At 71.8% G+C, this 12,352-nt stretch carries 8 protein-coding genes; 4 read left to right on the forward strand and 4 right to left on the reverse strand.

The features are described from left to right. Positions 1-60 precede the first annotated feature (60 nt). From ACIQM3_RS05795 to ACIQM3_RS05805, 3 genes are all read right to left on the reverse strand, one after another. A complete protein-coding gene (locus ACIQM3_RS05795) occupies positions 61-2,106 on the reverse strand; it encodes a M4 family metallopeptidase (protein WP_401619218.1) in 2,046 nt (681 codons plus the stop codon). A 644-nt stretch (positions 2,107-2,750) separates the two neighbouring features. Beyond that, positions 2,751-4,622: an ABC transporter ATP-binding protein gene (locus tag ACIQM3_RS05800; RefSeq protein WP_401619221.1), complete on the reverse strand. Its 1,872-nt coding sequence runs from the start codon at positions 4,620-4,622 to the stop codon at positions 2,751-2,753. Next, positions 4,619-6,421, reverse strand: coding sequence for an ABC transporter ATP-binding protein (locus ACIQM3_RS05805; protein WP_401619224.1), 1,803 nt, complete (start codon positions 6,419-6,421; stop codon positions 4,619-4,621). The genes ACIQM3_RS05800 and ACIQM3_RS05805 overlap by 4 nt, the downstream gene beginning before the upstream one ends. A 153-nt stretch (positions 6,422-6,574) precedes the next feature. Here ACIQM3_RS05805 and ACIQM3_RS05810 point away from each other — a divergent pair, with 153 nt between their 5' ends. From ACIQM3_RS05810 to ACIQM3_RS05825, 4 genes are read left to right on the forward strand one after another with little or no spacing between them, the layout of a single operon-like run. Then, the gene (locus ACIQM3_RS05810) at positions 6,575-7,483 is read left to right on the forward strand and encodes an ABC transporter ATP-binding protein (protein WP_401619227.1); all 909 of its coding nucleotides are present in this window, start codon (positions 6,575-6,577) and stop codon (positions 7,481-7,483) included. Positions 7,484-7,485: 2 nt separating this feature from the next. After that, positions 7,486-8,259, forward strand: a complete 774-nt coding sequence (locus ACIQM3_RS05815; protein ID WP_401620018.1) for an ABC transporter permease — start codon at positions 7,486-7,488, stop codon at positions 8,257-8,259. Positions 8,260-8,279: 20 nt separating this feature from the next. Then, the gene (locus tag ACIQM3_RS05820; protein WP_401619230.1) at positions 8,280-9,533 is read left to right on the forward strand and encodes a sensor histidine kinase; all 1,254 of its coding nucleotides are present in this window, start codon (positions 8,280-8,282) and stop codon (positions 9,531-9,533) included. 22 nt (positions 9,534-9,555) lie between these two features. Continuing rightward, positions 9,556-10,212, forward strand: a complete 657-nt coding sequence (locus ACIQM3_RS05825) for a response regulator (protein WP_401619233.1) — start codon at positions 9,556-9,558, stop codon at positions 10,210-10,212. Between the two features lie 13 nt (positions 10,213-10,225). Here the strand turns inward: ACIQM3_RS05825 and glgX are convergent, their stop codons facing one another. Further along, positions 10,226-12,346: a glycogen debranching protein GlgX gene (gene glgX / locus ACIQM3_RS05830; protein ID WP_401619236.1), complete on the reverse strand. Its 2,121-nt coding sequence runs from the start codon at positions 12,344-12,346 to the stop codon at positions 10,226-10,228. Positions 12,347-12,352 lie beyond the last annotated feature (6 nt).

Here is a 12,352-nt window from a genome sequence, read left to right on the forward strand (position 1 = left end):
GGCTGTTCCCCTGCTGCCGCGTTCCGTGGCGACGCCCTGATCAGCGCCTCCGTACGGTGCTCAGAAGGTGAGCTTGACGCTGTTGAAGGTGCCGGTGTCGCCCGAGTAGGCGTCCTGGACCTTGAGGTTCCACGTGCCGTTGGCCGTCTCGGACGAGGCGTTGACCGTGTAGGTCGCCACCACGTTGTCCGCGGAGTCGCTCGACGAGGAGTTCTTCAGGCGGTAGGCCGTCCCGTCCGGGGCGACCAGGTCGAGGACGAGGTCACCGCGGTAGGAGTGGCTGATGTTCACCGCCACCGACAGGTCGGCGGGCGCCTTGCCGGTGATGCCGCTGACGACGACCGGGAAGCTGGTGGTGCTCCGGTCGGCGATGGCCTTGACGGTCGTGTTCTGGAAGACCGTGCCGCCCGGGTCGGGGTCGCCGCCGCCGGGACGGGAGCCGACGGCAATGCCGGCCCAGGCGTTCGCGACCGCCGTGTACTCGGCGCTCGTGGTGCCGTACAGCTCACCGGCCACGGCGAGGGTGCCGGTGCGGGCCGCGGCGTAGTTCGTGGTGGAGGTGAACTTCGTGGTGAGCGCCTTGAACCAGATCTGCAGCGCCTTGTCCCGGCCGATGCCGGTCACGGGAAGCCCGTCGGACGTCGGGGAGTTGTAGGAGACCCCGTTGACGGTCTTGGCGCCGCTGCCCTCGGAGAGCAGGTAGAAGAAGTGGTTCGCCGGCCCCGAGGAGTAGTGGACGTCGACCGAGCCGAGGCCCGAGTACCAGGAGTCCTTGGACGCGCCGTCCTTGCTGGGCTTGTCCATGTAACGCAGCGGCGTGCCGTCGCCGTTGATGTCGATCTTCTCGCCGACGAGGTAGTCGCCCGGGTCGGTGGCGGTGTTGGAGTAGAACTCCACGCCGGCCGCGAAGATGTCCGAGGTGGCCTCGTTGAGACCGCCCGACTCACCGCTGTAGTTGAGACCGGCGGTGTTGGAGGTGACGCCGTGCGTCATCTCGTGCGCCGCCACGTCGAGCGAGGTGAGCGGCGCGGCGTTGCCGCTGCCGTCGCCGTACGTCATGCAGAAGCAGCTGTCGGACCAGAAGGCGTTGACGTAGCTGTTGCCGTAGTGGACCCGGGAGTACGCCCCGACGCCGTCGCCCCTGATGCCGGTGCGGCCCATGACGTTCTTGTAGAAGTCCCAGGTCTCCGCGGCGCCGTAGTGCGCGTCGGCGGCGGCGGTCTCCGTGTTCGACGCGCTGCCGTTGCCCCAGATGTCGTCGGGTCCGGAGAACAGGGTCCCGGTGCCGGACGTACCGCGGTTCAGGTTGTACGTCTTGTGGTTGCCGCGCGCGGAGTCGGTGAGGTTGTACGAGCTGCCGGAGCCCGAGGTGCCGAGCGTCACCTGGCCGCTGTACTGCGTGTTGCCCGTGCCGGTCTCGATGGCCTGCCACTCGAAGAGCTTCGCACCCGAGGAGGCGTCGGTGATGACGTGCAGCTCGTTCGGGGTGCCGTCGTGCTGGAGGCCGCCGACCACGGTCTCGTACGCGAGCTGCGGCGTCCCGCTCGCCGCCCAGACGACCTTGCGCGGAGCCTTGCTCGCCTCGGTGCTCTTGGAACCGTCGGCCCGGGCCGCGCTGAGCGCCTGCTTCTCGGCGGTGGCCGGTGCGACGTCCGCGGTGGTGCCGGCCGCCTTCAGCTGCGCGCCGGTCGCCCTGGAAGCCTTGGTGACGCCCTCGGTCGTGCCGGACTTGGACTCGGCCACGACCAGGTCGCCACCGAGGACGGGGAGACCGTCGAGCGTGCGCTCGTAGCGGGTGTGCGTGGTGCCGTCGACATCCTTGACGACATCGCGGACGACGAGCTTCTCCGTGGCGCCGAGCCCGAGTTCGTCGGCGGTGGCCGCCTTGGTGGCGTCGGCCTCGCGGAGCAGTTCGGCGCGCTGGGCGGGGGAGAGCTTCGCGGGGAGCGCGCCGGGGTCGGCGCCCTTCACCGCGGCCGCGGGGGCGGCGCTCGCGGCTTCGGGGGCGGCCGTTGCGGCACCGCCCTGCATTCCGACGGCGAGGAGGGCTGCTGCTGCGATCAGAGCGCCGGTCGCGGTGGCACGACGGCTGGGCGTGGGTCTCACGCGGACTCCTTCTGCGAGGGGGAGCCGGTCGACTGGGTGAGCCGGCCGGGCAGAGCAGGCGGTGCGTGGAACGGGGGAAGAGTGTCAGCCGGAACAGGGGTATGTCAGGACCGCGTCAACACATTGGCCGGAAGTCGTCCGTTGCCGGAATGGTCATGTTCGTTAAGCGGACGTTTCGCCGTGTGTCGTCGGTGTGGCGCAGGAGGTTGCTGGGATTGTCATCCTCCGTACACCGCAGGGCAGAGAGGGGTTTCCGTCGGTATCCCCCGCAGCCGGGGTGCACGGGCGGGAGCGGAGGGGGGCCACGTGCTGAGACGGTGCGAGGTATGGCCGGTTCCGGGCCGGGTGCCCCTCGTACGCTGGCAGCCCTCAGGAGACACAACGGGCTCGGGCGCCGCGACGCCTTACCTCGGAGGGGCGGTCAGGATGCAGAAATCCCCGTTGTCGGGGTCGCCGATGCAGGTCCAGAGCTTCAGCGCCCTGCCGTAGGGTCTGTGCGGGGCACGGGCGACGGGCCGACCGGGTGCGCCCAGGAGCGAAACCAACAGGCCGGGACGTGGTCAGCCGGGTGGCGCACAAGGCGATCCCCCGGGCCGGCGGGGTGCGGCCTGACCGGGGTCCGGCCGGTACCCCGCCGGAGACGCTCAGGCCAGGCTCTCCCGCCACGCGCGGTGCAGGCCCGCGAACCTGCCCGTACCGCCGATGAGTTCGGCCGGTGAGCCGTCCTCCACGATTCGCCCGTGCTCCATCACCAGGACCCGGTCCGCGATCTCCACGGTCGACAGACGGTGCGCGATCACCACCGCCGTGCGGCCGTGCAGCACCGTGTCCATCGCCCGCTGCACCGCCCGCTCGCCGGGGATGTCCAGAGAACTCGTGGCCTCGTCGAGGATCAGCACCGCCGGGTCCGCGAGCAGCGCCCGCGCGAAGGCCACCAGCTGGCGCTGGCCCGCGGAGATCCGGCCACCCCGCTTACGGACGTCCGTGTCGTACCCGTCGGGAAGGGAGCTGATGAAGTCGTGCGCCCCGATGGCCTTGGCCGCGTGCTCGATCTCCTCCGGTGTCGCCTCCGGACGGCCGATCGCGATGTTCTCCGCGATCGTCCCGGAGAACAGGAACGCCTCCTGGGTCACCATCACCACACCCCGCCGCAGCTCGGCCGTCGCCAGGTCCCGCAGGTCGGCGCCGTCCAGGAGGACCCGGCCCTCCGTGGGGTCGTAGAAGCGTGCCAGCAGCTTGGCCAGCGTCGACTTGCCCGCGCCCGTCGAGCCGACCACGGCCACGGTCCGGCCCGCGCGCAGGGTCAGATCGAAGCGCGGCAGAACCTCGCCACCCGTGCGGTAGGCGAACCGCACCCCGTCGAACACGACCTCCCGGCCCGGGTGCTCACCGGCGAGGGCCGGCAGCACCTTCGGGGCCACGGGCTCGGGCACCGAGGGCGTCTGCGCCAACAGGCCGGCGATCTTCTCCAGCGAAGCGGCGGCCGACTGGTAGGAGTTGAGGAACATCGCCAGCCGGTCGATCGGGTCGTACAGCCGCCGCAGATAGAGCACCGCCGCGGCCAGGACGCCGAGCGCCAGCGTGTCCGACGCCACCCGGTAGGCGCCCCAGAGCACCATCGCCGCCACCGCCGTGTTGGCGACGAGCCGGGAGCCCACGACATAGCGGGCCATCTCCAGCAGCGCGTCGCCGTTCCTCCGCTCGTGACGGCGGTTGAACACCGCGAAGTCCTCGTCGTTGGCGCGCTCCCTGCGGAACGCCTGCACCGGGCGGATCCCGTTCATCGTCTCGGCGAACTTCACGATGACCGCGGCGATCGCCGACGAACGCGCCGAGTACGCCTTGGCCGCCCGGCGCCGGTAGGCCCGCACCAGCAGATACAGCGGAGCGAAGGACGCCACGGCGATGGCCCCGATGCCGAGGTCGAGCCAGAGCAGCATCAGGGAGATCGAGACGAACGACAGGACCACCCCGATGAGTTCCTGCAGGCCCTCGCTCAGCAGCTCCCGCAGGGACTCCACATCCGTGGTCGAGCGGGAGATCAGCCGGCCCGAGGTGTAGCGCTCGTGGAAGTCCACACTCAGCGCCTGCGCGTGCCGGAAGATCCGCCCGCGCAGATCGAGCAGCACGTCCTGGTTGATCCGGGCGGCCGCCCGGATGAAGGCGTACTGGAGCAGCCCCGCACCGACCGAGCACACCGCGTACCCGATGCCCACGGCGGCCAGCGGGCCGTAGTCGTGGTCCCGGAACGCGGGCACACCGCTGTCGATGGCGTACGCGACGAGCAGCGGCCCCGCCTGCACGGCGGCCTGCTGGACGAGCAGCAGGAGGGAGGCCACGACCACCCTGGCCCGCAACGGTGCGAGCAGGGAGGTCAGCAGCGCCCGGGTGGAACCCGGGGGAGCGGGCAGGGCGTCGGCGTCGAACGCGTCCCCGTCGCTCCCGGCCGGACCGGGCTCCCTCCCGGGGAGGTCATCGTCGGCGAGGGCGGGACCGTCGGCAGTCGTACTGGTCATCGGGTGCTGCCCTCCTCGGAGACGAGAACTCCGGTGTCCCGGTCACCGGACATCAGCCAGGCGTACTCGGCGTTGGTGCGCAGGAGTTCCTGATGGGTGCCCACGGCGCTGATCCGGCCCCCGGACAGCAGGGCCACCCGGTCCGCGAGCATCACCGTGGACGGCCGGTGGGCGACGACCACGGCCGTCGTCTCCTCCAGGACCCGCCGCAGCGCGGCTTCCACCAGCGCCTCCGTATGCACGTCCAGGGCGGAGAGCGGGTCGTCGAGCACCAGGAAGCGCGGCCGGCCGACCACGGCGCGGGCCAGCGCGAGGCGCTGCCGCTGGCCGCCGGAGAGGCTCAGCCCCTGCTCGCCGACCTGGGTGTCGATGCCCTGCGGCAGCTCGTGCACGAAGTCGGCCTGCGCGACCGACAGGGCCCGGCGCAGCTCCTGTTCGCCCGCGCCCTCCGCGCCCATGAGCACGTTCTCCCCGACGGTCGCCGAGAAGAGGGTGGGTTCCTCGAAGGCCACCGAGACCAGCTCGCGCAGCCGGGGCCGCTCGACGGTGGCGATGTCCTCGCCGTCCAGCAGGATCCGGCCGCCGGTGACCTCGTGCAGTCGGGGGACGAGCGCCGTCAGCGTCGTCTTCCCGGAACCCGTGGCGCCCACCAGCGCCATGGTCTCGCCGGGCCGGATCCGGAGGTCGACGCGGGCCAGGACCGGCGGCGAGCCGGGCTCGGCGTCGGGGTAGCGGAACTCCACCCCCTCGAAGACCATGCCCTGCCGGGCGGTCCCGGCCGCCTCCCCCGGGGTCCCGGACTCCGGCTCCTCCGCGACGTCCATGACCTCGAAGTAGCGGTCGGCGGCCGTCGCCGACTCCTGGCTCATCGCCAGCAGGAAGCCGATCGACTCGACCGGCCAGCGCAGCGCCAGGGCCGTCGAGAGGAACGCGACGAGCGTGCCCGCGGACAGAGTGCCGTCCGCGACCTCGATCGTGCCGAGCACCAGCGCCGCGCCGATCGCCAGCTCCGGGATGGCCGTGATGAGCGCCCAGATGCCCGCGAGCAGCCGGGCCTTGCCCAGCTCCGTGGTGCGCAGCCGCTGCGCGAGCGCGCGGAAGGCCAGCGCCTGGCTGCGGTTGCGGCCGAAGCCCTTGACGATACGGATGCCCAGCACGCTCTCCTCGACGACCGTCGTCAGATCGCCGACCTGGTCCTGGGCCTTGCGCGCCACCAGGGCGTACTTCGTCTCGAAGACCGAGCACAGGACCATCAGGGGGACGGCGGGCGCGAGCAGGACCAGCCCCAGCGACCACTCCTGGGCGAACAGGATGACGAAACCGACCAGAATCGTCGTGGCGTTGACCAGCAGGAAGGTCAGCGGGAAGGCCAGGAACATCCGCAGCAGCATCAGGTCCGTCGTCCCGCGGGAGAGCAGTTGCCCCGAGGGCCAGCGGTCGTGGAACGCCACCGGCAGCCGCTGGAGATGGCGGTAGAGATCGGCGCGCATCGACGCCTCGACACCGGCCAGCGGCCGGGCCACGAGCCACCGGCGGAGCCCGAACAGCCCGGCTTCGACGATCCCCAGAAGCAGCAGCCAGAGTGCCCCCAGCCATACCCCGCCCGGATCGCGGTCCGCGACGGGACCGTCCACCATCCACTTCAGGACCAGGGGGATCACCAGCGCGAGACAGGAGGCGAGAACCGCCACGAGCGCCGCGCTGATCCAGCGCACACGCACCGGTCTGACATAGGGCCACAGGCGCAGGAGGGAGCGCACGGCGGACCGGTCCGTGGGCTCTGCAGGTTTCTCGGGCATCAGGACCGAGCCTATGGTTCACCACTGACATCGCTCACGTGGTTTTCCGGTCACACGCCGCTGGTCGGAGGGACCGGTCAACCGATCGGCTGATGCGGGGACGGGCGTGACGGCGGATACCGTCGCCGGCCGCCCGCCGGAATTCTTACGGGCATGGCAATCATCGAGGTACACGGGGTGCACAAGGCCTACGGCGGCCGCCCCGCGGTCGACGGGGTGAGCTTCACCGTCGACGAGGGGGAGATCTTCGGGATCCTCGGCCCCAACGGAGCCGGCAAGACCACCACCGTCGAATGCGTGGAGGGACTGCGGGTCCCCGACTCGGGCACGGTCCGGGTCGCGGGCCTGGACCCCGCCGTCGACCGCCACGAGGTCACCCGGATGCTGGGTGCCCAGCTCCAGGAGAGCGAGCTCCAGCCCAAGCTGACCGTGCGTGAGGCGCTGGAGCTCTACAGCGCCTTCTACCCGCGCCCCGCCGACCGGCAGGCGCTCGCCGAACGGCTCGGTCTCGACGGCCACCTCGACCGCCGCTTCGCGCAACTGTCCGGCGGCCAGAAGCAGCGCCTGTTCATCGCCCTCGCCCTGATCGGGAACCCGCGCGTGGTCGTGCTGGACGAACTGACCACCGGCCTCGACCCCCGGGCCCGCCGTGACACCTGGCGGCTCATCGAGGAGATCCGGGACAGCGGGGTGACGGTCCTGCTCGTCACTCATTTCATGGAGGAGGCCCAGCGGCTCTGCGACCGGGTCGCCGTGATCGACAAGGGCCGCGTCGTCGCGCTCGACACCCCCGCCGGACTGACCGGGGGAGCGGAGGGGTCGACCGCCATCTCCTTCACCCCCTCGGAGCCGATCGCGTACGCCGAACTCGGGGCGCTGCCGGGCGCCGTCTCCGTCGACGTGAGCGACCCCGGCGGGCGGGTGGTCATCCACGGCACGGACGACACCGCCAACGCCGTGATCACGCTCCTGGCCCGCCACCGCATCACCGCCCGTCAGCTGCGTGTCGCCGAGGCGGGCCTGGACGACGTATTCCTCGGCCTCACGGAACAGGCCTCATGACCATGACCACGACCCTCACCACGACCCCGTCCCGCCCGGCCCCGCTCGCCGCCGTCCTCAGGACGGAGACCCGGCTCTTCCTGCGCGAGCCCGGCAGTCTGTTCTGGATCCTCGTCTTCCCGACGGTCCTGATGACGATCCTCGGTCTGATCCCGGCCTTCCGGGAGGCCGACGACGCCCTCGGCGGCCGCAGTGTCATCGACCTGTACGTACCGGTGGCCGTGCTCCTGGCCATGATCATGGCCGGGCTGCAGGCCATGCCACCGGTCCTCACCGGATACCGCGAACGCGGCATCCTGCGCCGGATGTCGGCCACACCGGTGCGCCCCTCGGCCCTGCTCACGGCGCAGATCGTGCTGCACGGTGCTGCCTCGCTCGGCTCGGCGGTGCTGGTCATGGCTGTCGGCCGGATCGCGTTCGGCGTACGGCTGCCGGGGCAGCCGTTCGGCTACCTGCTGGCCCTTCTCCTCGCCGTCGCGTGCGTCCTCGCCCTGGGCGCGACCATCTGCGCACTGTCCCGGACGTCCAAGGTCGCGACCGCCGTCGGTTCGGTGGCGTACCTCCTGATGATGTTCACCGCCGGGGTCTGGGTGCCCGTCCAGGCCATGCCGGACCTGCTCCGCCGGATCGTCGAGTTCACCCCGTTCGGCGCCGCCTCCCAGGCGATGGACCAGGCGGCAACCGGGGACTGGCCGGGCTGGGTGCACCTCGCGGTCATGGTGGTGTGGACCGTGGTGCTGGGCAGGGCGGCGACCAGGCTCTTCCGCTGGGAGTGACCGGCGTGAAGACTGGCCCCATGGGGACGGCAGGGGACAGCACCACGGTCGAGCAGCGCTTCTACCGGTACGGCCCGTACACGCTCCTCGGCCTCGCCGTCCTGATGGCCGCCCTGTCCTCGGGGCTGATCGGGATGTCCGCGGCGGACAAGTACACGGCGGGGATCCTGACCGGGGCGGCCTGCGGGCTCCAGCTGTGGTGGGGCCGCGTCCGGCCCGCTCCCAACCCGCACACGCCGGCCGCCGTCGTCTACTACGTCCTGCGGACCGCGATCGGGTTCGCGCTCTGCTGGTGCAACCCGTTCTTCTCCATCTACGCCATCATCGGCTACTTCGACGTCGCCGAGCTGCTGCCGAAACGCTTCGTGCGGGCGGGAATGCTGTGCACCGCCGTCACGATGGCGGGATCCCAGTCCGGGAGCGGGATGCCGCCGGCCTCCCTCGCCAACTGGGTGGCCTTCGGAGCGCTGTTCGTCCTGCACTCCTCGCTCGCCCTCCTCTTCGGCAACATCGGAGCCCGGGAGGCCGAGCGGACCAGGCGCCAGACCGAGACCATCTCCGCGCTGGAACTCGCCAACACCCGCCTGGAACAGGCGCTCTCCGAGAACGCCGCCCTGCACGCCCAGCTCCTGCTCCAGGCACGGGAGGCAGGGGTCGCCGACGAGCGGCGACGGCTCGCCGCCGAGATCCACGACACCCTCGCGCAGGGACTGACCGGGATCATCGCCCAGCTCCAGGCCGTCACCTCGACCGCCGACCCCGCCCTCGCCCGTGAGCACCTCGACCGCGCGGCCGGCCTTGCCCGGCACAGTCTCGGGGAGGCCCGCCGCTCGGTGCGCAATCTGGTGCCCGCAGCGCTGGAGCACGACGACCTGCCCGGTGCGCTGAAGAAGACGGTCGCCGGCTGGGCGGAACGCAGCGGCGTGCGGGCGGAGTTCACCGTCACGGGCACCGTCGAGCCGCTCCACGACGAGCTCGGCGCCACGCTGCTGCGCATCGCGGAGGAGGCCCTCGCCAACGCCGCCCGGCACGCCGGGGCGACCCGGGCGGGCGTCACCCTCTCCTACATGGGCGACGAGATCACCCTGGACGTACGCGACGACGGCTGCGGCTTCGACCCGGCCGCCCCGCACCCGCACAACGGCACGGGCGGCTTCGGCCTCGGCGGGATGCGGGCCCGTGCCGGGCGGATCGCGGGCACCGTCGAGGTGGAGTCCGAGCCCGGCCTGGGCACCGCCGTGTCCGCCCGGGTACCGCTGGTCCGGCGCGCCTGAAGAGACGTAGCCTGGTGCCGATATGACCGATGCCCCTGGAACCGCGCGCGTCATCACCCTCCTCGTCGTCGACGACCACCCCGTCGTACGGGACGGCCTGCGCGGCATGTTCGCCTCGGCCCCCGGCTTCGAGGTGCTCGGCGAGGCCGCCGACGGAGTGGCCGCCGTCGAGCTCGCCACCCGCCTCGACCCCGACGTGGTGCTGATGGACCTGCGGATGCCGGGCGGCGGGGGTGTGGCCGCCATCGCCGAGCTCGCCCGGCTCGGCGCCCGCTCCAAGGTGCTCGTCCTCACCACGTACGACACCGACTCCGACACCCTGCCCGCCATCGAGGCGGGCGCGACCGGCTATCTGCTCAAGGACGCGCCCCGCGACGAGCTGTTCACCGCCGTACGCGCCGCCGCCGACGGCCGCACCGTGCTCTCGCCGGCCGTCGCCTCCCGGCTCGTCTCACGGGTGCGCACCCCGGCCGGACCCGGCCAGGAGCCGCTGTCCACGCGTGAGCGCGAGGTGCTCCGGCTCGTCGCCAAGGGCACCTCGAACCGGGAGATCGCCGCCGAGCTGTTCATCAGCGAGGCGACCGTGAAGACCCACCTCACCCACGTCTTCGCCAAGCTGGGCGCGAAGGACCGCGCGGCGGCCGTCGCCGTCGCCTACGAGCGCGGGATCCTCGGCTGAGGCCGGCGCCCCCTCACTCCGCCACCCGCAGCAGCAGCACCGACCTGCCCTCCACCGTGAGCTCCGTGCCGCCCCGGTGGAGCGTGCAGGGGGCCGTGAGCTGCTCCTCGCGCGAGGTGTCCAGCACCAGTTCGTAGGCCTGGGCCCAGGGCGGGCCGGGGAGCCGGAACGCGCAGGGCCGGTGGTCCGCGTGCAGGACCGCCAGGAAGCTGTCGTCGGTGATCTGTCCGCCCCGGGCGTCCCGGCCCGGGATGTCGCGCCCGGAGAGGTAGAGCCCGAGCGTCGCGGCCGGTGCGTACCAGTCGCCCTCCGTCATCTCCGCGCCCTGCGCGGTGAACCAGGCCAGGTCCCGCAGGCCGTCCGGGGCCTGGGGCGTCCCGGCGAAGAAGGCGCGGCGGCGCAGCACCGGGTGGCGGTGGCGCAGGGCCAGGACCCGGGCGGTCAGCTCGGTCAGCTCCCGCCAGCGGGGCTCCTCCAGAAGCGACCAGTCCAGCCAGCTGACCTCGTTGTCCTGGCAGTAGGCGTTGTTGTTCCCGCCCTGTGTACGTCCCATCTCGTCGCCCGCCACCAGCATCGGCACCCCGGTCGACAGGAGGAGCGTGGTGAGAAGGTTGCGCAGCTGCCTCAGACGCAGGGCGTTGACCTCGGGATCGTCGGTCTCGCCCTCGGCGCCGCCGTTCCAGGCGCGGTTGTCGTCCGTGCCGTCCCGGTTGCCCTCGCCGTTGGCCTCGTTGTGCTTGTCCTGGTAGCTGACCAGGTCGCGCAGGGTGAAACCGTCGTGCGCGGTGACGAAGTTGACCGAGGCGTACGGTCGCCTGCCGCCCCAGGCGTACAGGTCGCTCGACCCGGTGAGCCGGTAGCCGATGTCGCGTACGTCGGGCAGGGCGCCCCGCCAGAAGTCGCGTACGGCGTCGCGGTAGCGGTCGTTCCACTCCGTCCACAGCGGGGGGAACGCGCCCACCTGGTAGCCGCCGTTTCCGACGTCCCACGGTTCGGCGATCAGCTTGACGCGGCGCAGCACCGGGTCCTGGGCGATCACCGCGAGGAACGGGGAGAGCATGTCCACGTCGTGCATCGAGCGGGCGAGCGCCGCCGCCAGGTCGAAGCGGAAGCCGTCGACGCCCATCTCCGTCACCCAGTAGCGGAGCGAGTCCGTGATCAGCCGGAGGACCTGCGGCTGCACCACGTGCAGGGTGTTCCCGCAGCCGGTGTAGTCCGCGTAGCGGCGGGCGTCCTGCTGGAGGCGGTAGTAGCCGCGGTTGTCGATGCCGCGCAGGGACAGCATCGGGCCGAGCTCGCCGGCCTCCGCCGTGTGGTTGTAGACCACGTCGAGGATCACCTCGATCCCGGCGTCGTGCAGGGCGCGCACCATCTGCTTGAACTCGCCGACCTGCTGTCCCGTCGTGCCGCTCGCCGCGTAGTCCGCGTGCGGGGCGAAGTAGCCGATCGAGTTGTAACCCCAGTAGTTGTGCAGTCCGCGCCGCAGCAGATGGTCCTCGTGGGCGAACTGGTGGACCGGGAGCAGTTCGACGGCGGTCACACCGAGGCGGCGGAGATGGCCGATCGCGGCGGGGTGGGCGAGTCCGGCGTAGGTGCCGCGCAGCTCGGGCGGGATGTCGGGGTGGAGCTTGGTGAAGCCGCGTACGTGAAGTTCGTAGATGACCGTGTCCGCCCACGGGGTCTTGGGCCTGCGGTCCTCCGCCCAGTCGTCGTCGTCATGCACGACGACGGCCTTGGGGACGTACGGCGCGGAGTCCCGGTCGTCGCGCACGGTGTCGGCGACGTGCTGCTCGGGCCAGTCCCTCACATGGCCGTACACCTCGGGCGGAAGGGTGAACGAGCCGTCCACCGCGCGGGCGTACGGGTCGAGGAGCAGCTTCGCCGCGTTCCAGCGGGCGCCGGTCCAGGGGTCCCAGCGGCCGTGCACCCGGTAGCCGTAGCGCTGTCCCGCGCCGACACCGGGAACGAAGCCGTGCCAGATCTCATGGGTCAGTTCGGTCAGCGGGAGACGGGTCTCGGTGCCCCGCTCGTCGAAGAGGCAGAGCTCGACGGCTTCGGCGCCGCCCGCCCAGAGGGCGAAGTTGGTGCCCGCCACACCGTCCGGACCGACCCGGAAGCGTGCTCCCAACGGCATCGGGGC

It is taken from the genome of Streptomyces sp. NPDC091271 (genome assembly GCF_044757505.1).
GTDB lineage: Bacteria > Actinomycetota > Actinomycetes > Streptomycetales > Streptomycetaceae > Streptomyces.

Excerpts from the sequence above, each read along its gene's own strand:
- ACIQM3_RS05815 (WP_401620018.1), top strand. The coding sequence starts at position 7,486 with ATGACCACGACCCTCACCACGACCCCGTCCCGCCCGGCCCCGCTCGCC.
- ACIQM3_RS05825 (WP_401619233.1), top strand. The coding sequence starts at position 9,556 with ATGACCGATGCCCCTGGAACCGCGCGCGTCATCACCCTCCTCGTCGTC.
- glgX (WP_401619236.1), bottom strand. The coding sequence starts at position 12,346 with ATGCCGTTGGGAGCACGCTTCCGGGTCGGTCCGGACGGTGTGGCGGGC.
- ACIQM3_RS05805 (WP_401619224.1), bottom strand. The coding sequence starts at position 6,421 with ATGCCCGAGAAACCTGCAGAGCCCACGGACCGGTCCGCCGTGCGCTCC.
- ACIQM3_RS05810 (WP_401619227.1), top strand. The coding sequence starts at position 6,575 with ATGGCAATCATCGAGGTACACGGGGTGCACAAGGCCTACGGCGGCCGC.
- ACIQM3_RS05820 (WP_401619230.1), top strand. The coding sequence starts at position 8,280 with ATGGGGACGGCAGGGGACAGCACCACGGTCGAGCAGCGCTTCTACCGG.
- ACIQM3_RS05800 (WP_401619221.1), bottom strand. The coding sequence starts at position 4,622 with ATGACCAGTACGACTGCCGACGGTCCCGCCCTCGCCGACGATGACCTC.